17 protein-coding genes are annotated in these 22,574 nt (G+C 43.6%); 8 read left to right on the top strand and 9 right to left on the bottom strand.

Features of this window, described 5'->3' with window-relative positions:
- Nucleotides 1-92: 92 nt before the first annotated feature.
- Together FPL27_RS17445 and FPL27_RS17440 are read left to right on the top strand one after the other, a co-directional pair.
- Nucleotides 93-1,217, top strand: a complete 1,125-nt coding sequence (locus tag FPL27_RS17445; RefSeq protein ID WP_143962510.1) for a fatty acid desaturase family protein — start codon at nucleotides 93-95, stop codon at nucleotides 1,215-1,217.
- A gap of 2 nt (nucleotides 1,218-1,219) precedes the next feature.
- Nucleotides 1,220-1,588, top strand: coding sequence for a hypothetical protein (locus FPL27_RS17440; protein ID WP_143962509.1), 369 nt, complete (start codon nucleotides 1,220-1,222; stop codon nucleotides 1,586-1,588).
- 54 nt (nucleotides 1,589-1,642) lie between these two features.
- Here FPL27_RS17440 and FPL27_RS17435 read toward each other — a convergent pair whose 3' ends face one another.
- The 7 genes from FPL27_RS17435 to FPL27_RS17405 form a co-directional block, all read right to left on the bottom strand.
- A complete protein-coding gene (locus tag FPL27_RS17435; RefSeq protein WP_143962508.1) occupies nucleotides 1,643-2,530 on the bottom strand; it encodes an HAEPLYID family protein in 888 nt (295 codons plus the stop codon).
- 126 nt (nucleotides 2,531-2,656) lie between these two features.
- Nucleotides 2,657-3,757 (bottom strand): glycosyltransferase, encoded by a 1,101-nt coding sequence (locus FPL27_RS17430; protein ID WP_143962507.1) that lies wholly within the window; start codon nucleotides 3,755-3,757, stop codon nucleotides 2,657-2,659.
- A gap of 98 nt (nucleotides 3,758-3,855) precedes the next feature.
- Nucleotides 3,856-4,284 carry a DUF1810 domain-containing protein gene (locus FPL27_RS17425; protein WP_143962506.1) on the bottom strand — a complete coding sequence of 143 codons (429 nt, stop codon included), beginning with the start codon at nucleotides 4,282-4,284 and terminating at the stop codon, nucleotides 3,856-3,858.
- Entirely contained in the window at nucleotides 4,272-4,655 is a 384-nt protein-coding gene (locus FPL27_RS17420; protein WP_143962505.1) for a hypothetical protein, read from the bottom strand. Before FPL27_RS17420 ends, FPL27_RS17425 begins: the two co-directional genes overlap by 13 nt.
- A 177-nt stretch (nucleotides 4,656-4,832) precedes the next feature.
- Nucleotides 4,833-5,030, bottom strand: a complete 198-nt coding sequence (locus tag FPL27_RS17415; protein ID WP_143962504.1) for a DUF1059 domain-containing protein — start codon at nucleotides 5,028-5,030, stop codon at nucleotides 4,833-4,835.
- Between the two features lie 72 nt (nucleotides 5,031-5,102).
- A complete protein-coding gene (locus FPL27_RS17410) occupies nucleotides 5,103-5,597 on the bottom strand; it encodes a VOC family protein (protein ID WP_143962503.1) in 495 nt (164 codons plus the stop codon).
- A gap of 39 nt (nucleotides 5,598-5,636) precedes the next feature.
- Complete coding sequence (locus tag FPL27_RS17405; protein WP_143962502.1) at nucleotides 5,637-6,707, bottom strand: zinc-binding metallopeptidase family protein; 1,071 nt, start codon at nucleotides 6,705-6,707, stop codon at nucleotides 5,637-5,639.
- A gap of 147 nt (nucleotides 6,708-6,854) precedes the next feature.
- Between FPL27_RS17405 and FPL27_RS17400 the strand changes: the two genes are divergently transcribed.
- From FPL27_RS17400 to FPL27_RS17385, 4 genes are all read left to right on the top strand, one after another.
- Nucleotides 6,855-7,511, top strand: a complete 657-nt coding sequence (locus FPL27_RS17400; RefSeq protein ID WP_143962501.1) for a Crp/Fnr family transcriptional regulator — start codon at nucleotides 6,855-6,857, stop codon at nucleotides 7,509-7,511.
- A gap of 143 nt (nucleotides 7,512-7,654) precedes the next feature.
- Complete coding sequence (locus tag FPL27_RS17395) at nucleotides 7,655-8,941, top strand: TolC family protein (protein WP_185974411.1); 1,287 nt, start codon at nucleotides 7,655-7,657, stop codon at nucleotides 8,939-8,941.
- Nucleotides 8,938-10,059, top strand: a complete 1,122-nt coding sequence (locus FPL27_RS17390) for an efflux RND transporter periplasmic adaptor subunit (RefSeq protein WP_185974410.1) — start codon at nucleotides 8,938-8,940, stop codon at nucleotides 10,057-10,059. The genes FPL27_RS17395 and FPL27_RS17390 overlap by 4 nt, the downstream gene beginning before the upstream one ends.
- Nucleotides 10,056-13,232 carry an efflux RND transporter permease subunit gene (locus FPL27_RS17385; protein WP_143962498.1) on the top strand — a complete coding sequence of 1,059 codons (3,177 nt, stop codon included), beginning with the start codon at nucleotides 10,056-10,058 and terminating at the stop codon, nucleotides 13,230-13,232. Before FPL27_RS17390 ends, FPL27_RS17385 begins: the two co-directional genes overlap by 4 nt.
- Nucleotides 13,233-13,401: 169 nt before the next feature.
- On the opposite strand, the gene FPL27_RS17380 is transcribed toward FPL27_RS17385, so the two are convergent.
- Both FPL27_RS17380 and FPL27_RS17375 read right to left on the bottom strand, forming a co-directional pair.
- Nucleotides 13,402-16,539, bottom strand: coding sequence for a choice-of-anchor tandem repeat GloVer-containing protein (locus FPL27_RS17380; RefSeq protein WP_143962497.1), 3,138 nt, complete (start codon nucleotides 16,537-16,539; stop codon nucleotides 13,402-13,404).
- A gap of 142 nt (nucleotides 16,540-16,681) precedes the next feature.
- A complete protein-coding gene (locus FPL27_RS17375) occupies nucleotides 16,682-19,930 on the bottom strand; it encodes a choice-of-anchor tandem repeat GloVer-containing protein (RefSeq protein ID WP_143962496.1) in 3,249 nt (1,082 codons plus the stop codon).
- A 451-nt stretch (nucleotides 19,931-20,381) separates the two neighbouring features.
- Between FPL27_RS17375 and FPL27_RS17370 the strand changes: the two genes are divergently transcribed.
- Together FPL27_RS17370 and FPL27_RS17365 are read left to right on the top strand one after the other, a co-directional pair.
- A complete protein-coding gene (locus FPL27_RS17370; RefSeq protein ID WP_143962495.1) occupies nucleotides 20,382-21,716 on the top strand; it encodes an MBL fold metallo-hydrolase in 1,335 nt (444 codons plus the stop codon).
- A 117-nt stretch (nucleotides 21,717-21,833) separates the two neighbouring features.
- Entirely contained in the window at nucleotides 21,834-22,508 is a 675-nt protein-coding gene (locus tag FPL27_RS17365) for a rhodanese-like domain-containing protein (RefSeq protein WP_143962494.1), read from the top strand.
- The last annotated feature ends 66 nt before the right edge of the window (nucleotides 22,509-22,574 follow it).

Raw genomic sequence — 22,574 nt, 5'->3', positions numbered from 1 at the left:
AAATATCTTGAAAAACTTTAATCATTAGAATGTCTTGTGATGTGTAATGATTATTAGTGAAATTTTGTTCTAAAGTACACAATCTTTAAAATATGCAGTCTCCCCTTAAATTTATTGATTCAAATAATTCAAGTTTTTTTCTAGCAGTCCGTAAAAGGGTCGATCAATATTTTGAGTCCAACGGAATATCAAAGAGAGCCAATACGTCTATGATCGCCAAAACGGTGTTCTATATAGTATCTTTTGTAGCATTATACCTGTTGATTTTATTGCAGGTTTTTCCTCTTTATATCACATTTATTTTAGCTATAGCCTTGGGAATGAACATGGCCTTCATTGGTTTTAATATCTGTCATGATGCACTACACGGCTCCTATTCTTCCAAATCTTGGGTAAATAAATCCTTGGGATTCTTTTTTAATATCATTGGTGCCAACGTATATATATGGAATATCACACACAATAAAATCCACCATACCTACACCAATATTGTGGATCATGATGGGGACTTGGAAGTGGCCCCAGGCATGGTAAGAGTCTCTCCGAAGGAGGAATATAAGCCTATTTATAGATACCAGCATATCTATGCTTTTTTCTTATATGCATTGGCTTCCATATCTTGGTTTTTCAGAAAGGACTACGTTAAGTTTTTTCAGAAAAAAATAGGACAGCATGAAAATAACCATCCAAAAATCGAATACTTCAACCTGTTTTTTTACAAACTGCTTTATTACACCTTGTTCATCATTCTTCCTTTGGTAGTGATGGATATTACTTGGTGGCAATATTTAATTGGATTCTTGGCATTAAATTTTGCTGAAGGCCTTGTGTTGGGATTGGTGTTTCAATTGGCTCACCTCGTGGAGCAGACTTCATTTCCACAACCTGAGGAAAATGAGAATATTGAGGAGGCATGGGCTGAGCATCAAATGAGGACCACAGCAAACTTTTCTCGAAAAAGTAAATTGGCAACATTTCTTTGTGGAGGGCTTAATTGCCAAGTAGAGCACCACTTATTTCCTAAAATTTGTCATATACATTATCCGGCCATATCGGATATTGTAAAAGAGACGGCTTTGGAACATAATTTGCCTTACCATGAGAATGAAACATTTTTTACCGCTTTAAGGTCACACTCTAATTTTCTTAAGAAAATGGGTAGGCCAGTTTCAAGTTCAAAAAGAGAGGAGGTCAAAAGCCTCCAAGAACAGATATAAATATGAATATTAAAAATGTTTTATCGATGGTAATGTTGGCAGGATTTCTTTTTGCCGGCCAACACGCCCTTGCTCAGACGACCAAACCTCTGAGTAAAAAAGAAGTGAAGGCCCAAGAAAAGCAGAATCAAAATAGGGCTGATGTCTTGGATAGAGAGAATCAAGGGAGACAGGATGATGCCAATGCCTTGAGCAAAGATTACAAGAAAAAGGAGAGGGTTGCTAAGAAAGCTAACAGGGATGCCAAAATGGCTCATAAACAAGCCAGGAGGTCTGCAAACATGGAAAAAAAGGCCCAAAAATCTCGAATCAGAGCTGATAAGCAAGTGAAAAAAGCTGCAAAAGCGGGTAGGAAATCAGATGGTAATTAGATGATTTCTATTTAAAAAGGACAAAGAAAAAGGCTTCCGTTTGGAAGCCTTTTTTTAATGCATAGTCTTAAATCCGGGTTCGTAGATGATCCTTACAAAAGAGCTCAATCCCTGAACTTCTGTATTAATGGGGATACCAGATACAATGCCTACCATAAGGTTTTCTGCCAAGGCTACCCTCATCTGTGGACGCATCACGGTCAGCAGCTTGTTGTTGACAATCTCCTTGTTGACCTCCAAACCGATAAAATTTCTGGTACCGGTAATCATATAATGGAAGTTGGTGTTGATTTCAAATATCTGGTGGCTTCCCTTGTGGTGAAATTCCTGTATAAACTTGGGACCTGTATAGATCAGGGTATGGTAATTTCTGCCCCATCTTTTTGCTGCCACAAAAAATGGGTTGTAGATGTTGCCCTGATAGGCTTTTTCTTGGCCCATCCTGTTCAAGTCGGTTAATTCAAACTCATGAATATAGCCAAGTGCCAAAGTAGTGTTGTGCTTCTCTGAAACCAGAAAAGACCACTGAGTAGCCAGCTTTAAGCTTTCCAATCTATTTGATGGCTTACTTACATCAGAATTGGCCATACTAATTGGTTGGCTGTACATGGTGACAGGTAGCTCGATCTCAAAACCCAATCGGTCTATCGGGGCCCATTCGTACTCGATCAGGGTTTCAAACTCATTGTAATGCCGACCAGCCTTCATACCCATCCCCACGTTCCACTCTTTCTCGCCTTTTCTGGCCCCCAAGTCACGGATCAAGTCAATATACAAGGGCTCGGCATGAAGGACCTTTGGCTTTTCTCCCCTTACATTCTCCACCTCCTGAATAAAAAGGCTATCAAGCATCAGGTTTTCCTGACGTACACTGTCCCGCTCTGTTTGCGCAAAGGCTACAAGGGGGAAAATCAATCCCAAAGCTAGGATGAGTTTTTTCATATTTCCATAAAATTAAGCGCGCAAATATATGGAAATGGAACTGATATTATAATGTTAATTTTCTTTAATTTTTACGCCTTTAATTAGAGTTGGAACTATTGATATACAGAGTGTTGAAAAATCAACTTATCCGGCTAAGACTTCTGAGAACCTATGCGTTACTCTTACTGGATGACTACGATTTATGATGCTACAGATGGCTCTGATGGGTGCTATATGGTCGTTATAGTACTTTCGGGCCCCGATTTCCAATTTCTTTCGGTAAGCTTCGTTGCTCAGCATGTAATTTAAGGCATCCTCCATTTCACTGATGTCCTCAATGAAATGAACATTTTCCCCATGGACCAATTTCTCAGGTAATTTATTGACGATAGGTGAGGAAATCATAGCTTTTCCCATGGCAAAGTATTCACCCAGCTTCCATCCGTGGCAATTGAAGACTGAGGGGGTGTTGAAGACTAATGCTGAGTCGTGGGTTTTCCTCAAGAACTCTTCATGAGGTGTGAATTTTTTGACTTCCAAATCCTTGAAATCCTTCACACCCTTGAATTTTTTGTAAAAGAAGAATCCCCCCTCAAATTTACATAAGGGGCTTTTCTTGCAGATTTTCATGAATTCTTTTCTTAAATGATTGGTGCCCATTTGACAGTTAGCGTGTTCCCAAAGGGTGGCAATGGTGAAGATATAAGGCTTTCTACTTCCTTGTGAACTTTTCTTGAGCCCCACAAATTGGTTGAGATAAGATTTTTCCAACTGGTTCTCATAAGTTCTCACAAAGGTCTTCCAATATATTCCAGTTCGGAACCGCAGCTTCCAGAGATTTTGAAAGCAGGTCCAATATGTCTTCCATTTTCCCCAAATCCGGATACTGAAGCCGGGGCCAATCGATATCAATTTGTTAAAATCTTTACGATCCCCTAGGACTTCCAGATTTATATTAATTTTGGCATATACATCGCACCATTGATAAGCATGTTCATATATTTCAGGGCTGTCTCTAAAGTCTATGATATATTTTATTGTCTTGCCAGCTGTATTTACAACAAATGCCATATAATTAAAATAATCGCCATTGTCGCTTTTGTCCCGGCTTTGATAAAGAGTATGAAAGGGACTTCTTTTAAAATTCACATACTTTCTTCCAAAATAATCATATAGTCCAAGTAAATAATAGGTGCTGTAATTGATACGGGTAGCCGGGTCAACAAAAACTTTGGCTGTCTTCATAGTTGAAAAATTGAAGTGAATTATAAAAATAATGCTTTAAGCAATTTACCTAAAATAAGTCAAAATTGAAAACCTAAGAAGTTACTTGCTGCCAATTTTTATTTTAAAAATTGTAAAGTTTTTTGATCTGATTTCCCTTCAAAAAACTCATCTAGGATTTTCTTGAAAACAGGTTCATGAGAAGTTTCCAGAAAAAGGGTTGCGCATGATTTCAACTTAAGGTTATCCGGCGAACCCAATATAGCCAAAGCGGATTTTTCGTTATGCTGGAGCAATATGTTACAGCAGTCCAACAGGTTCTTGCCCAATACAGGATGCGCAAAATACGCCTTTGCTTCTTCCAAGTTTTTAATGCCGTAATATTTGGCTGTGTCGCTATACCCCAAATGGCTCAATTGCGGAAAAATATACCACATCCAGTGAGATGTTTTCCTCCCTTTGAAAAGCTCCATTTTTGCCAGACTCAAACTTTGACTTTGAGCTTCTTCAAAGCGAACTAGATTATATGGATCTTCTAGTTGTCCCATTTCACCAAACCTTCTTCCAAAGTATGTCTTTTCTTGGGCTTCCGGGTGGTCAACTCCAATAAATAATTTAATTCCTCGGTTTTTTCATCCTTCATAAAAATCTCATTGCTTTCATATCGGATGGCTTGCCCGGGCTCCAGGTCCGAAGTAGTGCGGTCAAAACTGATGTACTTTTTGTTTACTTTCAGATAAATGCGGTAAGTCCCACCTTCAAGGGTTTCTTCCCCTTCATTGACAATTACGTAGGAAAAATGCTTTCCCTTGTTATCGGTTTCGTGGACGGTCACTTCGCCTTTAATCTGTGGTTCAGTTTGGGCAAAGGTTGATAGGCTTGTCATAAGGCAAGCCGCCAATATTAAAAATCTTTTCATTGGTGCAAATAGTTGGGTTGTTATCAGCATCAATTTAGATATATTAAATCAAAATAGGGAAAGGTCAATTACAATTTATTTTTCCAGAGCACAATATATCTGAAAGCCAAACTGATATGGTAAGAATAAAAAAAGATGAAAGGTTACCTTAACCTTTCATCTCTTGAATTTGGGAAATCAGGTTATTACGTGGCCTTCAGGATTTTCCATCATCACTGATTTGATTTTTGCCGCCATATCCGGGGTGATTTCCTTAACCCCATGAACCGTTTGCGCATGATGAGCAGCCATTTTCAAGGCTTCATCTTCAGTTGTGGCCTTGATCACTCCATCACAATCAAAACCGACGTCTCTGCAATAGATTACCTTTTCCATTTCTTCATTGATTTGGTGATTAGGTAAATTTACTGAAATATATACTGATTATCAATTTGTTATAAGATTGTGTTAAGTTTCAGCCTCTTTTAAAAGGCTATCCAGGTTTAAAGCCCTTGTATACATTTCCAAGTTGCCGTCTCTTGATTTAGGCCAATTATCTACGGGGCGGTCCCAATATAATTCAACACCATTCCCGTCGGGATCATCCAGGTATAGGGCCTCCGATACTCCATGATCCGCAAGACCTGTAAATGGGTATCCGGCTTGTTTGATCCTCACATAAATCTCTGCCAAATCCTTACGTGTGGGATACAAAATGGCTGTATGGAAAAGCCCAGGTACATTTTTGGGTGCTGCTGAGGCATTTTTGCTAAACCACACGTTGAGCCCTATATGGTGGTGATACCCGCCTGCCGAAATGAAAGCTGCATCCTCCCCATATTTCTGCTGCAGTTCAAAACCCAATAAACCACAATAGAAATCCATCGCCCGTTGCAAATCAGATACCTTTAAATGGACGTGGCCAATGGTGGTGCGACTGGGTATTTTATAGTTGTTTTTCATTGTCTATAGTTTTACGCTCTCTTTAACATTCGACATCGATCATCCGACACTCAACTTCCGACCATGTATCACCTCATGCACAAACCTAAGTTTCTTCTGCACCATCGGCGTGATAACAAATGGATACGCATCTCTAGCCCCCATGCTTCTGTTAAGACTATTTATCATAAGGGAAAGTGGAAACCAATTCCGGATGATGGCTTGGAAGTCGGTTTGGGTGAAGGGGTCAAAATCCACTTTTCCGGATTGCACAGGATGTTCCGGAGCAAGTAATGGTCTAATGGTCAATCCGTAAGAATATGCCGTATCCAGGGTATCAACAATGTGGAGGTAATGAGCCCAAGATTCAGCCCAATCCTCCCAGGGATGCATAGTGGCGTAAGAACTTATGAAGTTTTCTCGCCAATCAGCAGGAGGACCTGTTTGGTAATGATAGTCTAAAGCCCCCTGGTAACTTTCCCGTTCATCTCCAAACAGCTCACGAAATGGCTCCAAATATTCAGTATTCATAACCAGCCTATCCCAATAATAATGGCCTACCTCATGCCTAAAGTGCCCCAAAACCGTGCGATAGACTTCATCCATCTCATTTCTGGCCATTTCTCTTTCCACATCATCGGCCTCGGAAATATTCATCGTGATGACCCCATCCGCATGTCCTGTCAATACCCGTTGACCGGGCGGAACTCCTTCATCGGACTTGAAATCAAAAACCAACCCTACATTTCTATCTTCCACTTTGCTCATCACAGGGATGTCCCATCGGATCAAAGCATAGATCAACCTGTGTTTTGCCACTTCGATGGTGGACCATCGCTCTAGGTGCTCAGGGTTGGAGAGATTAGGAATGGTACGGTTGAGAGAGCAGGCTGTGCAAAATGTATCCTGTTTATCGGCTGGGATAAGCCAATTGCACACCCCATGCTGATGGTTTTGGCATTTCTTAAATAATTCTCCACTCGTTGAATCGGTCCAGAATTCACCAGCAGGGTTTAGGGACTTCATCCTACTGCTTAATGGATCGAAGCCTATTTCGGATTGGCAGTTGGCACATTTGAAGTTTTCAAAATATACCGGTTGCTCGCAGTTGTGGCATTTAAAAAGTCTCATAGGCGCAAGTGATAGCTAATAAGAGATTAAGCATAAAAGACTCAAATGGTTTTGGTTTTTGGAAGTGGCTGAGCGGTTTTATGTGATATTTATCACTAACTTAGAGTATATGAACTCCTTTCTTTGAAAGTTAAACCCGATATAATAATGGAATTAGATTCATTGAAGGAAAGACTTCCCCTTATCACCGACCCCCAATTGCTCGAAGCCTTGAATGCCGAAGGCAAACTGATGACTTTTGAGCAAGGAAAATCCATCATGGAGCCTGGGCAGTTTATCAAAATCGTGCCGATTGTTTTGGAAGGGGCCATCAAAGTGATGAGGACCGATGAGGATGGACGCGAATTATTTTTATACTATCTCGAGCCGGGGGAAACATGCGCCCTTTCTCTGACTTGCTGCAGTGCGCATAAACCGAGTGAAATCAAGGCAGTGGCTGAAGAGAATACTACCATTTTGGGAATTCCGGTTCAGCTTCACGAAAAGTGGATGGATGAATACAAGCAATGGAAAGATTTTGTGTCCAGCACCTATCAGCAGCGTTTTCAGGAAATGCTTGTTGCTTTGGATGCGGTGGCCTTCAAACGCATGGACGAAAGGCTGATGAGCTACATCGTCACCAAAATGAAGCAGTTCAAGGCCAACGAACTCCATACAACCCACCAGGAAATAGCCAACGAACTCGGCACTTCCCGTGAGGTGATATCCCGTCTACTCAAGCAGCTTGAAAAGAAAAAATGGATAGAGCTGGGAAGAAATGTTATTTATATTCGGGATGATTTTGAAGAGTTGATTAGTAAGTAAGGAGTCGAATCTAGGCTTAAAAGTTAAACAAAAGGCCAAAAATGTTGGTTGGTTTGGCGTACCGTTGATTAATTACCCACGGTACGCTTGATTTTATGAACCGACTAATCTTTTTAATTTTATTTTTTTCAAGCCTAACCCAATTGTCAGCCAATCAGGATACGGTGGCGTATTCCTTAGATGAAATAGTAGAATTTAGTCTCCAAAACCAACCCATTTTCCGCCAAATGCGGCTTCAGGAGGATATAGCTGATGCCCAGGTGAAATCGGATATGTCGGGGTGGCTTCCCCAAGCCGGGATATTTGCGGATTACTTTAGATACTTTGAGCAGCCAGTGGCCATCTTCCCGGATTTCAACAATCCTGAATCTGGGGAATTTCAGGAAGTCAGAACTGGGGTGCCGTTCAACTCCAACGTTAACTTTTTTGTTGAACAATCCCTTTTCAACAACGAGCTTTTTTTGGCCAAAGGCCAAGCGGATCTCAGAAGGAAAGAAGCCGCCTATCAGGTGGAGGAATCTAAACTTGACCTCATTTTGGAAGTGGGGAGGGCATTTTATGAAACCCTGCTCAGCCAAGAACAAATCAGGATCAATAAAGAAGACCTTGCCAGGCAAGAAAGACAGCTCAAGGATGCTAGATTGCTGTATGAAGCGGGGATAACGGACAATATTGATTATAAAAGGGCAACTATTACCCTTCAAAATACCCAAGCAGCATTGTTTGAAGCAGAACAGGATTATAAGGCCCGATTGGCAACTCTACAAGAGAGAAGCGGCATTTCCCACCCAATTGAACTGGTTTATGATGAGGAAAGGCTCATTTATCAAAGTTCGCTGGATACCTTGGAAGCCGTGGATGCTGGAAAGCGACCAGATTATCAATTGCTATTGACCCGACAGGATTTGCAGGACCAAGAGGTCAGCTATTTTCGGAGAAGATATATCCCAACCTTGAGTGCTTTTTTCAATTATAACATCATTTATCAAACGCCATTTGGCAATGAAATCTTTAACCGGGCTTACCCCAATTCTTTGGCAGGTTTCCGCCTCAATTTTCCCATTTTTCAGGGAGGAAGAAGAAACCACGACATCCGTGCCGCCAATCTAGAGTATGAGCAACTCAAGTTTGCAGAGGAGGGCCTATTACTTCAAATCAACAGGGAGCATGAGGAGGCCCTCTCCGGCTATAAATCCAGGTTTTACGAGTTTAGGATTTTGGAGAGCAACAAACAGTTAGCCGAGGAGATTTACAATACGGTAAGTCTGCAATACGAAGAAGGGATCAAGAATTTTTTGGAGGTGATTCAAGCAGAAACCGACTTGAGAACGGCCAGGATTAATTATTACAACGCCCTATTCAGGATGATGACCAGCAGACTGGAAGTGCTAAGGGCCAGAGGAACCATTGATGTAAACTTATACGATTGAAGACTAATAATACATATCACCGATATTTATCCATATTGGTCCTACTAGGGCTTTGTGCAGTTTTTTCTTCCTGCGGGGAGGAAAAAGAGGAAGATGAAAGTACAGTAGTGGAAACGGTGAAAGTGCGAAAAGCCGCTGTAAATTTTACCCAGCAATACCCAGCCACGGTCACAGCTTTGGAGGAAGTGGAATTGAGGGCAGATGTCAACGGATATGTCACCCGAATTAATATTGAAGAAGGGCAGCGGGTAAAAAAAGGCCAACTGCTCTATCAAATCGACCAAACAAGATTTGCAGCAAGAAAAGAGCAGGCAGAATCAGCCCTTGCCATTGCCAAATCCAACCTAGAAAGAGCGCAGCGGGATCTTCGCCGGTATGAAGCCCTTCAAGAGGAGGATGCCATTGCGGGACAGATATATGACAATGCCGTGACTGAAGTCCGCAATGCCGAACAGGAAGTTGCCGCTGCTGAAGCAAACCTTGAAAACGCTAGGATAGACCTACAATATGCAAGTATTCATGCGCCCTTTGACGGCACCATCGGTTTTTCCCAAGTGCGGGAGGGTACACTGGTACAGCCTGGGCAGACGCTTTTGAATACCCTTTCCCGCGACGAGCCCATGGGAGTTGATTTTTTTCCGGAGGAAAGATACCTGCGAAAATTCACCTCCCTACAGTTTAATGAGGATACGGAGGCGGACTCGGTTTTCCTTCTCAGATTGCCGGATGGACAAAGCTATCCTTTCACAGGTAAGATCAGAATCATCGACCGGGCGGTGGATAGAAATACTGGGACGATTCAAATCAGACTTACTTTTCCTAATCCAGAATATCTCTTACGACCTGGATTAAGCGCTACTTTAATTGTAAAAGAGGAGGAAAGTAGGGAGGTCTTACTGGTTCCAGAGCAGGCGGTGCAGGAGCAGATGGGTGAATTTTCTGTGTTTATAGTGGAAAACGGGGAAGCCAGACAGGTTAAAGTCCAAACTGGAAGGAAGCTAGAAGGAGAAACAGTGGTGCTCGAGGGATTGGAAGAGGGACTGGAAGTGATTGTTAAAGGTATCCAGCGGGTGAGTGATGGTGCTGCCGTAAGGGTAGAAGAAAATCAGAGGAGATGATAGCAGATGTATTTATCAGGCGGCCCAATACCGCCATCGTGGTATCCATTTTCATATTGCTCTTTGGCATTTTGGCCATCGTAGGTCTGCCCGTTTCCCAATACCCTAACATTACGCCTCCCACCATTCAAGTCACGGCCGTTTATACTGGAGCAGATGCCGAAACGATTGAGCAAACAGTCATCACCCCCCTCGAAACAGAAATCAATGGTACCCCGGGCATGTCCTACATCGAAAGCACCGCCAGTAGCGAAGGGCGTATGACTATCAATATCACCTTTGAGGTAGGTACAGACATAGATGTGGCTGCAGTGGAGGTCCAAAATAGGGTTAGTATCGCTGAGCCACTCCTGCCCGAGGAGGTCAGAAGACTAGGGGTGACCATCCGGAAAAGGAATCCGAGTATACTTTTAATTGTCTCACTGTTTTCCCCTGATGGTACCCATGATATAGATTTTCTGAATAATTACACCAATATCTTTGTCAAGGATGAACTGTTGAGAGTGCCAGGGGTGGGGGATATTTTCGCAAGGGCAGAGGATTTCAGTATGCGTGTTTGGCTCAAGCCCGATCGTCTGGCCCAACTTGGTCTCACTGCTTCGGATGTAATCAATTCTCTACAGGAACAAAATATTCAGATTGCCGCCGGTCGATTGGGGGCACCACCCCAGCCCGATTACCAGGCATTTGAGTACACCTTATTTTCAAATGGGCGCCTTGAAAGCGTGGAGGAATTTGAACAAGTTATATTAAAGGCTGATGAAGATACCAATGCCCTGGTCTATCTCAGGGATGTGGCTGAAGTAGAATTAGGCCGGTTTGATTACGCCCCCAATAATTTTACAGACGGTTTCCCAGCTGCCTATTTGTTGGTTTACCAGACTCCTGAGAGTAATATTCTCGAGACAGAAGAAGGCATTCGGGAAACGATGGATAGATTGAAGGAAAATTTCCCGCCAGACCTGGATTATATCATCCCGTTTGAGTCCGCATCAGTGGTGGATGCATCCATCAATGAGGTGTTGAAAACACTATTTATTGCCCTGGCACTGGTCTGCCTGGTGGTATTTCTTTTTCTGCAAAATTGGCGGGCAACGCTTATCCCCATTTTGATTATCCCAGTATCCATTGTCGGGACTTTTGCATTGTTCGTTCCCCTCGGATTTACTATCAATACGTTGACCTTGTTCGGTTTTGTACTTGCTATTGGAATTGTGGTAGATGATGCAATTGTGGTGGTGGAAGCTACTACTGCCATCATGCAAAAGGAGAAAATATCGGCCAAAGAGGCGGTGAGCAAGGCTATGAAGCAAATTTCAGGACCAGTAATTGCCATGTCGCTTATTGTGGCCTCGGTATTTATTCCGGTGGGCTTTATTCCTGGTATTCTGGGCAGGCTCTATCAGCAGTTTGCTATGGCGGTGGCAGTATCAGGATTGATTTCTGGGTTTGTTGCACTTTCCCTCACCCCGGCGCTCTGTTCCCTCTTGCTCAAGCCTACCGAGGTTTCGGAGAAGTCCACTGGTCTGAACCGCTTTTTCCATCTTTTCAATACATGGTTTGATAGAATGGGAGATTGGTATATCAGAAAGGTGAAGTGGAGTTTTTCCAAGTCTCTGTATTTTATTATTGGCCTGGTGGTGCTTGCAGTGGCCACTGTCTTTATGTTTCAACAAAAATCCACCGGATTTATTCCCGTGGAGGACGAGGGGCGACTTTTTGTTGCCTTTGAACTTCCCGAAGGCTCTTCCACAGCACGATCACTTTCTACCATCAAAAGGCTGATGGAGATATTGGACGAACAGGAAGAAGTGCTGCATTACTCTGCTGTGACCGGCCTGAATGCCGTCAACTTTGCCACTAAGTCCAACAGTGGGACCGTTTTCACTCAGCTGACTCCTTGGAATGAAAGAAAGGGAAGTGGTCAAGGTGCCTTTGAAGTAAGGGATAGGTTGGAAGGTATTCTCGCAGAAGAGCTTCCTGAGGCAAAAATTGTTATACTCGCCCCACCTGCAATTCCCGGGCTGGGCAGTACTTCAGGGTTTTCCTTTGTATTCCAGGAATTGGAAGCCGGAGGAGATATCAAGGATTTTGAAGAAAATCTGCAAGCTTTCATTGAGGAAGCCAATGACCATCCAGACATCAACAATGCCATCAGCTTTTTCAGCGCATCCACCCCTGCCTATAGATTCAATCTTGATCGGGAGAAAACCGCTAGGCTTGGGCTTAATATCGGTGAAGCATACAGAACCCTTCAGGCATATCTAGGGAGTTTTTATGTGAACGATTTTATCCTTTACGGGCGTAATTTCCGGGTTTTGGTGCAGGCGGATAGTGAATACAGGGGAAAGCCTGAGGCAATTTCCCAGTTTTTTCTACGAGACGATACGGGTGGACTTACACCATTAAGCTCACTTGCTGAGGTGGAGCTGATAGAAAACGCTCCTTTGATCAACCATTTTAACCTCTTCCGCTCGGCTACCATCAATGGTGAAGCCTCCCCTGGTAAAAGCTCTGGGGATGCCATTGCTGCCTTGGAGGGTTTGGCCGCCAAACACCTTCCCACTGGATATGGATATGAGTTTTCAGGCATCACCCGGGAAGAAGTAAAAACCGGCTCAAGCACCATCATCATTTTCTTACTATCCATCGTTTTCGTTTTTCTATGTTTGACTGCCTTGTATGAAAGTTGGTCGGTTCCTTTTTCCGTTCTGTTAGCTGTGCCGACGGGTGCTTTTGGGGCGATTCTCACGCTGTTACTCTTCCCAAGATTGGAAAATAACGTGTATGCCCAGATTGGATTGTTGACCTTGGTAGGACTTGCCGCCAAGAACGCAATTTTGATCGTAGAATATGCCAAGGAGCGAGTCGACCAGGGTTATTCAATCAAACGTGCGGCACGAGAGGCAGCCCAACTTCGTTTAAGACCCATCATCATGACCTCCTTAGCGTTTATATTGGGGATCTTGCCGTTAGCATTTGCAGGTGGTGCAGGGGCCTTAGCCAGACAGACTATCGGTTGGACGGTTTTCGGAGGGATGATAGCCGCTACTACCATGACCATTTTCTTGGTTCCGGTCCTCTTTGTGCTGATTTCCAGAAAAGCCTATAGCAAAGAAGAGCTCGCGAAATTGAAAAAGAAAGGTGAAGAGGAAAGAAATGAAAATGAATGATATCCTGCAAAATATGGGTTATTAATTGAGTTCAGGGCTCCTCAGTCATCGGGCATCCGTCATCGAGCATCCGTCATCCCACATCCGTCATTCTTAATTGTTGTTTCCACATGAAAAATCCCGCGCAGTATGGCGCGGGATTTCTTTTTACTGGTTTGGTCTCTCGTCTCTATTTCTTCAAAATCTTAATACTCTGCGATCCATTTTTAGTCTGAATCCTGATATAATAAGTACCATGTTTCAAACTAGACAAATCGAATTCAAGTAGATTCCCATCCATTTTTCTATAAAGATTTCTGATCTCAAAGGTTCCATAAGCATCGGTCAGCATGGTATTGATCATTTCGGGTGTGATATCCCCTAGGTCAATGTAAATTTTATCGCTAGCCGGATTAGGATAAGCCTTGATCTTCTTAAGTTGCTCTATGATGAAGTCCTTGTCCAACTCAATCCCGGGGCTTGTTACCTCTTCGAGTATGATAATGGTGCCCCTTTCAATATTCCTAACGGCCACTGCATCATCGGAATCTCCAAGTTGGTTGTCATAGACAATCCGGTTGTCCTTGCTGATATTCCATATCTTGACGCGGAGTTTGTCCTTTCCTCGGGTTTTCCATTTTTTATAGCTCTTCTCATTAGGACTGTCTTCCTCATCGACCATGGCTAACAGGAACCCATATTTGCCCTTTCCTCTGATCTTGCCTTCACCATAGAGCCAAGCTCTATTGTCTTCAATTATCAACTGATCATATTTAGAGCTTCGGAACTGTAGGTCAGCAATCTTGAACTGGAAGGTGCCGGAAACTTTTCCGTTATCGGCTTTGGCGTGGATGCTGTAGTGAGCCATGCCCCTCATCTGTGGTTTGGCAACATATGCGCCTCTAGGTGAGGCGAACATTCCGATTCCTTTCACGGAGCCTGTGCTAGGCTGAGCCTCATCGGTAACTTCCACTGCAACTGGTGGGGAAGTGGCCGTGCCGCAGTCATCGGTTAAAACCAAAGTTATTGAATAGGAGCCTGCCTGGGTGTAGGAATGGGTGCCCACCGCAATGGTATCGGTGAAGCTGGCCTCGGAAGTTTCACCATCGCCCCAGTGCCAGGTGGCGGTAAGCCAATCCTTTTCTTCGGTAATGGATACAAAGACGGAAATCTCATCACCTATAGCGATCAAACTGTCAGAGATTATGGGTTCGGGGCTTGATGGGGTAGGGCAATCGCGTTGTTGTAGGACAAAAGGACCAACCGGGTTGATTCCACCCTCAGAAACGTAAATTCTTGAGGCATCTGTGCCATCTTTAGCCACCCTGTATAGGAAAGTAGTTGGATCATCTATGTCTTCCCCATCTCCATACAGATATCCATCCCTGCATTCGAATCTTAAACTGTATATAAAAGAAGGAATGGGGAGCTGGGAACTCTGGAAACCCGATCCATCAGGCTGCATACTGAATAGCCACGGTGCGCCTCCTTCTATATCCAACAAAACCCCATATATCAATCCGTCACTTCCTTCCAAAAAATATCCGGGGATCATGTCTTCCAGCCAGTCCTCTTGAGTCCTGAGGACTTCAAAATCTGATCCGTCAATGTTAACCCTAAAAATCAGGTTTTGGTCAAAGGAACCCGCTACTCTTGCCCCTACATAAATGAAAACATTTTGTGCTAATAGGAATGGACCTTGTTGAAGTCTGTAAGGATGTTGCTGGCTGGGGGAAAACAATATTTCAAATTCATTACCGTCAGTACTGATTTTGAAAATGCTAGCCTCTTCATTTAAATCAACGAAAATTCCGTAAAGGAAGCCCTCCTGATCTTGCAACAAGTCCCGGTAAAGGGCAGGGAATTCTCTCAGAGAGTGGAGCCCCTCAGTGGTGATGCGAAAGAGGTGATGGGAATTTTCCGTCACTTCGCCTATCCCATAAAAATCGCCATCGGTCCCTTCGATGAGTTTGGTAATGGTCACTTCCAAGTGGTGAAGTACCTGGAAATCATTCCCCTGAGGACTGATCCTGAAAAATGTACCTCTTCCGAACACGCCCCCTGCTACTGTAGTTCCGTAGAAGTAGCCATCCTGCCCTTCAACAATGTTATTGGGAGAAGAACCATCGGAAGTGGGGGCAACAATAGTTCGGTAGCTGTAATCGTCCAGCACAATGCTGAAAATAATGCTTCTGTCAGCAGGAACGAATAATCCATACAGGTTGCTGTCAGACCCTAAAGTAAGACTGGAGTTGGAGGGGAAAGTTTCCAGGGATAAAACTTGTGTAAACCCACCACTGTCCACATCAATCCTGAATAAAAATCCGTCCCGATCTTCATCAACTTCAATCCCATATAAATTGCCGTTTGATTCAACCAAAGAGCCGCTAGGGGCTGAGTCCACAAACTCATGGAGCACTGAAAAGCCTGTTCCGTCTCGGCCGATTTGAAATACTGTTCCAGAGGTGGGATCTCCGTCCCAACTATCTTGGCCGAACATGCCGTAGAGGAATCCTTCTGCCCCAACTATAAGGTCCGCTTCGAAGGAATCTCCTGGTTCATACTCAAATGCGTAAAGTACCTCAAACTTTCCTGCATCAGGATGTATTTTGTACAGATGAAAGATCCTGTTGTCACTTCTTTCAAAACCATACAAGATCCCTTCCTCATCTTGGACCAAGCTTGCTATCCTATGATCACTGAGGTCATTGCTGCTGGTTTCAAGAATGGAAATTGATGAGCCATCGAGACTGATCTTGAAGATTCCATCGGGAGAAAGGGAATACAAAAATCCATTATGGGCTGTTTTTAGTCCTACATTCCAGGATATTTTAAACTCAGCTTCATTGGAATTATATATCTCCTCATACCCTGAACCATCCGGATTGATTTTGAAAATCACCACAGGAGATTGGTTAGCAAAATGATGGGCGGTGCCGTAGAGCATATTATCGCTGCCCAAAACCAGCTTACCAAAAGGTTGCAATGCCAAGGAATGTATCGTCTCAAAAAAAGATCCGTCGGAGCTGAACCTCACAATGGAACCTCTATCTCTGCCGGTTGAAATACCATATAGGAAGCCATCTCCAATGTCCAACAGTTCGCCGGTTAATTGAGGTGATGGTGTAAAAGCATGTCTTTGCTGATAATCCGTGCCATCCGAATTGATCGAATAAATCGAACCCCCTCCTAGGGGGCCAAATCCCGAAATTCCCCAAAAGACATCCTGCCCCTTCACCTTTGGCAAGCCAACAAAACTTACTAGACAAAAGCATATCAAAACCGCTTTCACCCAAATTCTGAATGATTTGTAAAATTGATTCTTCATTTTCTGAAAATTATAAGCTTGAAGATTTTGGGACCTAAAAGCCCCTTGATGAATACTTAAATGGAAAAATTCCCCATACCGAAAGCCGAAAAACACAAAAAACCGGAGCTAGCTCAGATGGGTCGCTCCGGTAGTAAATTATTTAGCGTTTTAGAATCTTAATACTGTGAGACCCATTCTCAGTCTGTATCCTGATGTAATAGGTGCCGTATTTTAAAGTAGTCAGGTCAAATTCAAGCCTGTTACCATCCACTTTTCTGTGCAAGTTCCTGATTTCAAAAGTGCCATAAGCATCGGTCAGCAGGGTATTGATCATTTCAGGAGTAATGTCCCCCAAGTCAATATATATTCTGTCGCTAGCTGGGTTGGGATAGGCCTTGATTTCGAGCAAAGCCTGATAGTCTTTCTGATATTTTTTCGTTCTTCTATCTGTGATGTTGATGGTGCCTTGGTCAATTGAATTTTCCGCCAAGGCGTCAGTTGGAGCATCCATGTCATTGTCATAAATGAGCAGATCATCCCGGTTTCGATCCCAGATTTTGACGCGCAATCTGCCGGTGGATTCGCCTTCTAGATTACCCTCCACAGCACTCATCAAAATACCAAAATTGCCACGTCCGTTGACCTTGCCCACACCCTGTAGCACGGCCTTTTCATCATCGATGACCAGCCAGTTGAAATAGGTGCTGTGGAAACTGAAATCCCTGGTACTGAAGCTGGCCATTCCACTAGGAGTCTTGCTGTTGCGGTGGTATAGGGCATTGATGTTGAAGAATGCCCGCCCTGCGGACCGCGGTTTGGAAATGTAGGCTCCTTGAGGGGAATTGAACCACCCTGCACCGATCAGCCTACCTGCATCTGGGTCGTAAACGGGGTAGGGGTCACTTTCCACTGTTTTGGTTTGACCACATCCATCCGCATATTCAAGAGCTATTCGGTAAAGCCCGGCTTCTTCATATTTGAAAGCCCCGGCGATTTTATTTTCGCCCATTTCTACTGCAGATGATTCTTCATTTCCCCATTGCCAGGTTGCCGAGGAGGGACCGATCGAATTCACCGCCACAGTAGGTCTGATTGTTTTGCCAATTGGGGCGCGTTTTTCGGGGTCGATGATGAGTTCACCGAGTTTAATTTCAATACAATCAGGGAGATCACCTTTGATGAAATTAATTCCAGTCACCCCTTTTCCATCCGAGGATTCATTAAGATTTTTCAATACCTCGTATTTATAATCGCCTGCACTGAGCTTGAAAATCACTCCCGCTTGAGTTACCGGGTCATACGGCTGGAAATTTATATCAGTCCCACCATAAAGATTACCCTGGTTATCAATGGCAAGCCCAGTATACGGTACCCCATCCTCCTCCACCACAAAGGTTTGAAGGATCTCAAAATTAAGATCTTCCACAGTCAGCTTGAAGACCAGTCCAAAATCCAGGAAGCTGAAAAAATCGTCCGGCCCTGTGACCATCACACCGTAGAAAACCCCGGGATCCCCTTCCACCATTTGGTCGATAGGATACATGCCCTGGTCGCGGAAAGGTGTCTCGTAAAGCACCTGTAGATCGCTACCGTCCAAACCAATACTATAGCCTTTTCTATTTCTGGCCCCTTCGGTGGTAAAACCATACAGTCTTCCATCTTGACCAAGGGTGAGTGAACCATTTGGAGAACGACCGGCTCTGGCTTGCGAAAAGCTGTAAACTACTTCAAAATCACCGTTCTTGCTGATGCTGAACAAACTTCCAAATCCCTCAGGACCATCTTCTCTTGCCACCCCGTAAAAAAGTCCATTTGGCCCTTCCACTAGGTTTCCATTTACGTTGCCCCCATCCAGTTTGGGATGTAAGTGCCGGAGGACTGTAAATTCAGTTCCGTCTGGAGACATTTTGAAGATGGTGCCACTCAGGAGAACTCCACCTCCTGAATTTATCCCATAGATATTCCCATCACTGCCTTCAATCAAGCCGTTAGGGTCTCTGCCATCCTCATTGAAATCCAGGTTTCTTAAAACAGTAAATCCGGTTCCGTCGGCATTTATGCCATAGATAGTTCCAGTTCCTTTCCCGCCACCAGCTACGCCGTAAATTTTCCCAAAGGAAGTCTCCAATAGCTTACCTCTAGGTCCATAGGGGTCGATAATTCCTTTTTCATAAATAATGCTGGGTCTGCTTTCATCTGAATCAAGCCTGAAAATCAGGGAGGTTACGTTTTCTCGGATAGAACCCACGCCTACAATTGACCCATCTCGTTCAAAATTTATAGAGGTAGCGTTTATATAGCCTTGTTCAGATTCAAGCGTGGAGTAAATGGTGAGATTTTTGGAACCTGGATCTAAACGGTGTATTTGGGAGTTGGCCCTAACCGATCGGGTCAGCCAATATAAATATCCATCCTCATCTATCAACAATCCCGTATCAACTCTTGATCCGTCGCTCTGGGGAGATTCCATGGAATAAAGTATTTCCATTTCGTCTGTTTGCGTGTCTATCTTGAAAATCTTGGTTTCCCCACCCACAAAGCCCTGAATTGCCAAGCCATAGATAATGCCGGTCGAACTGTCAGGATGGTTTACCAAAGAGAAGCTTGCCAAACTCCGGTCCAGGGTGCCTATGATCTCATAGCCGCTTCCGTCAGGGGCAATTTTGTACAAAAAAGGATCAAAATCAGCTAACCCATAAAGGAATCCATCTGGCCCCTTATGTAATTTTGACCTGGGACTTCCATCCATTATGTCTTCAAAGGTTTTTAAAACAGTCATACCTGATCCGTCCCTTTCTATTGAGAATATAGCTCCATAACTGCCACGCCCTATTCCAGAACTATTTGCTCCGTAAAGTTTTCCTTCGCTACCTAGTGTAAGTCCACCTGCTGGCGAGCCGGCTACTTCGCTGGAAGTATCGAAATGGTATAGAATAGTATATTCACCACCAGGTGAAAGCTTGAAAATCAAGCCGTCATCAAATTGGCCACCCAATGCAACCCCGTAGAAATATCCTGCCTCATCCTGAACTAGATCCGAATAAGGTTGTCGGCCATTGTTTCCGCCCTCGAAATAGTGCAAAACCTCCATTTCCATGCCCTCAGCAGAGTACCTACTTATGGCGCCCTGACCATAAATGCCGCCGCTATTTACACCATAGTAATTTCCATCAATGCCTTCAAACAAAGCAAAGGGTCCGCTAATGGGCAATTCAAATGCATGTTCAACGGTAAAATTGCCATCGGACGGATCCATGGAGAACACCGTTCCCCCGCCTTTTGGACCTGCCTCTGATGCAACACCGAAGATTCTTTGGCCATAAGTATGGGTTAAATTCACGACTCCCATCAATACCGATAAGGCAACATACAAAAGTCTTGTGATAGCGTTTGTTGTAAAGGTTTTCATAATTTCTCAGTTTGATAAATAGATAGAAAAAGAGCATAGGGGTCCCGTATAGCACCTGTGGGATGCCATTTCAAATCAAAAATCTAAATCGTACGGGAATAGTGTGGTCAGGAAGTATCCAAGTTCATAGGCCAGGGGTTTTAGGTTTAGGATATAAAAAAAACTTATAAAAAAGACCGGCTGGCCCACCCGATAGTAATCAACTCAATTTTGTTTAGTTGATATTACTAGCTACACGTATAAAATACTAATAGTTAAAAATAATCTTGAAATATTTACAAAGATAGTGAAACTATCAAATTATTGTTATAGGTGGGATAAGAAATTTTTGAAATTCTTTTAGTAATCAGCTAATTAAGTGACTCAAGTCACGAAGTATTGTCAGAAATTGAACTATTTTTGTATTAAATAAAATCAAACCATTAACCTAATCCTAAAACAATTATCATTTATGGAAATCAAGCAATTTGAGGACAAGGGCTTATCCCATTTTTCATACGCCATAGTAGCGGATAACAAGGTGATCCTGGTCGATCCGGGAAGAGATCCACAGCAATACTATGATTTTGCAAAGCAAAAGCAGGGGGACATCGTTGGGGTGATCGAAACGCACCCACATGCTGATTTTATAAGTTCACATTACGAAATCCATAAAACAACCGGTGCTACCGTTTACATCAGCGAGATGGTGGAGGCCGACTATCCTCATCAGGCATTTGATGAAGGGGATGAAATCAGCCTTGGGGATAAAGTGAAATTCAAAGCGCTCCATACCCCTGGCCACTCCCCCGATAGTATCAGCATTGTGGTGTCTGAGGATGGCAAGGACAAGGCGGTCTTCACCGGAGACACCCTTTTTATTGGAGATGTAGGAAGACCAGACCTTCGTGAGAAATCCGGTAAGATGCAGGCTAAACGAGAGGAACTGGCCAGACAGATGTACCAAAGTACTCGCGAAAAACTCATGAAGCTTGCTGATGAGGTGGTGGTCTATCCAGCCCATGGTTCCGGCTCCCTGTGCGGCAAATCCATGAGCGATGCTAACAGCAGCACCATAGGTCAGGAAAAAGCATCTAATTACGCCCTTCAAGAAATGAGCGAGGATAGGTTTGTGGAAATTCTACTCGAGGATCAGCCCTTTATCCCTAAATATTTTCCTTATGATGTGGACCTTAATAAGCAGGGAGCACCAAACTATGAGGACAGCGTAAAGAAGGTGAGAAAAATGGATGAAAATTTTATGCCTGAACAAGGAGCTATCATAGTGGATGGAAGACCTAGTGGCAAGTATAAAGAATCCCACCTTCCCGGGGCTATTAATATCATGGACGGAGAGAAGTTTGAAACTTGGCTTGGAAGTATAGTAGCTCCAAATGAGCCCTTTTACTTGGTGGCTGAAGATTCGCAAACCTTGAATAAACTGATCAGGAAAACGGCCAAGATAGGTTATGAACTCAATATCCAAGGGGCCTTTATTTATACTGGTTCGGATGGAAAGGGATTTGATGCCTTTGATAAAGGGAAATTCAAGGAAAACAAGGACGCTTATACCATCCTGGATATCAGAAACGCAAGTGAAACAAAAGGGGACAAAAAATTTAATTCTGCCATCAATATTCCACTTCCAGAATTGAGGGAGCGGGTGAATGAAATACCTAAAGATAGGCCTATAGTAGTGCACTGTGCAGGCGGCTACCGCTCGGCGGCAGGGAGCAGTATTGTGAAAAATGCCTTTCCTGACAAAACGGTGATGGATATGAGTGAGGCAATTAAGGAGTTTGGTTGATAGATGACCGATGTCGGATGTCGGATGTCGGGAATAAGGCCTAAAGGGAAAGAAATTAACCTTTGATACTTAAATACTTGGTGCTTTGTACATGGTGCCTGGTACAAAAAAATAAATATGAAAAAACTACTGATTCTCACAGCTTTAGCCGGCATGTTCGGTAACGCTGCAATTGCACAGGACGAGAGGTTGGCGCCGTCCAAAAAGGACATACCGCTAATGGAGGAGAACTATAACCCTGAAGGCGGGGCGGTGATTATCGATGGTCGGCCGCAGGCCAAGTTCAAAGAATCCCATTTGCCCGGAGCCATCAACATTCAAGAAGCCAAATTTGGGGAATTCCTGAAAAAAATGGTGGATCCTGATACGGAATTCTTTGTGGTGGCCGACAATCCGGAGCGCCTTTCACATTTGGTGGACCATGCCGATTCGGTGGGATATGGACCCAGCATCAAAGGAGTCTTTGTATACAATAGAATGGATGGAGAGAAAATGCAGCAGTTTGACAAAGCTGAATTTGATCAAAATCCAGAGGCATTTACCGTAGTCGATGTAAGAGGGGAGGATGAGCATGAGGATAATCCTGTGTTTGAGCATTCGGTAAACATTCCCCTTCCGGAACTGGCGGAAAGGGCAGGTGAAATCCCGACTGACAAACCCATCGTGGTGCATTGCGGGACGGGTTACCGGTCTGCCATAGGGGCCAGCATCCTCCACCATGAACTGGAAGGTGAAAAAATCATTGACATGGGTGACCAGATCAAAGGGTATTTGGTGAAAAAAGACGATTAGTTAGTGACAAGCCTTTCCACTTCGGAAAGGCTTTTCTTTTTTCTATGGTTGTGTGACTTTAATTAC

Origin of the sequence: Litoribacter populi (genome assembly GCF_007483685.1) — a bacterium.
GTDB classification, from domain to species: Bacteria; Bacteroidota; Bacteroidia; order Cytophagales; family Cyclobacteriaceae; genus Litoribacter; species Litoribacter populi.
This window is presented reverse-complemented; position numbering and strand designations above follow the sequence as displayed.

Excerpts from the sequence above, each read along its gene's own strand:
- FPL27_RS17440 (WP_143962509.1), top strand. The coding sequence starts at position 1,220 with ATGAATATTAAAAATGTTTTATCGATGGTAATGTTGGCAGGATTTCTT.
- FPL27_RS17410 (WP_143962503.1), bottom strand. The coding sequence starts at position 5,597 with ATGAAAAACAACTATAAAATACCCAGTCGCACCACCATTGGCCACGTC.
- FPL27_RS17425 (WP_143962506.1), bottom strand. The coding sequence starts at position 4,284 with ATGGGACAACTAGAAGATCCATATAATCTAGTTCGCTTTGAAGAAGCT.
- FPL27_RS17405 (WP_143962502.1), bottom strand. The coding sequence starts at position 6,707 with ATGAGACTTTTTAAATGCCACAACTGCGAGCAACCGGTATATTTTGAA.
- FPL27_RS17385 (WP_143962498.1), top strand. The coding sequence starts at position 10,056 with ATGATAGCAGATGTATTTATCAGGCGGCCCAATACCGCCATCGTGGTA.
- FPL27_RS17430 (WP_143962507.1), bottom strand. The coding sequence starts at position 3,757 with ATGAAGACAGCCAAAGTTTTTGTTGACCCGGCTACCCGTATCAATTAC.
- FPL27_RS17370 (WP_143962495.1), top strand. The coding sequence starts at position 20,382 with ATGGAAATCAAGCAATTTGAGGACAAGGGCTTATCCCATTTTTCATAC.
- FPL27_RS17375 (WP_143962496.1), bottom strand. The coding sequence starts at position 19,930 with ATGAAAACCTTTACAACAAACGCTATCACAAGACTTTTGTATGTTGCC.
- FPL27_RS17400 (WP_143962501.1), top strand. The coding sequence starts at position 6,855 with ATGGAATTAGATTCATTGAAGGAAAGACTTCCCCTTATCACCGACCCC.
- FPL27_RS17445 (WP_143962510.1), top strand. The coding sequence starts at position 93 with ATGCAGTCTCCCCTTAAATTTATTGATTCAAATAATTCAAGTTTTTTT.
- FPL27_RS17415 (WP_143962504.1), bottom strand. The coding sequence starts at position 5,030 with ATGGAAAAGGTAATCTATTGCAGAGACGTCGGTTTTGATTGTGATGGA.
- FPL27_RS17380 (WP_143962497.1), bottom strand. The coding sequence starts at position 16,539 with ATGAAGAATCAATTTTACAAATCATTCAGAATTTGGGTGAAAGCGGTT.
- FPL27_RS17420 (WP_143962505.1), bottom strand. The coding sequence starts at position 4,655 with ATGAAAAGATTTTTAATATTGGCGGCTTGCCTTATGACAAGCCTATCA.
- FPL27_RS17365 (WP_143962494.1), top strand. The coding sequence starts at position 21,834 with ATGAAAAAACTACTGATTCTCACAGCTTTAGCCGGCATGTTCGGTAAC.
- FPL27_RS17435 (WP_143962508.1), bottom strand. The coding sequence starts at position 2,530 with ATGAAAAAACTCATCCTAGCTTTGGGATTGATTTTCCCCCTTGTAGCC.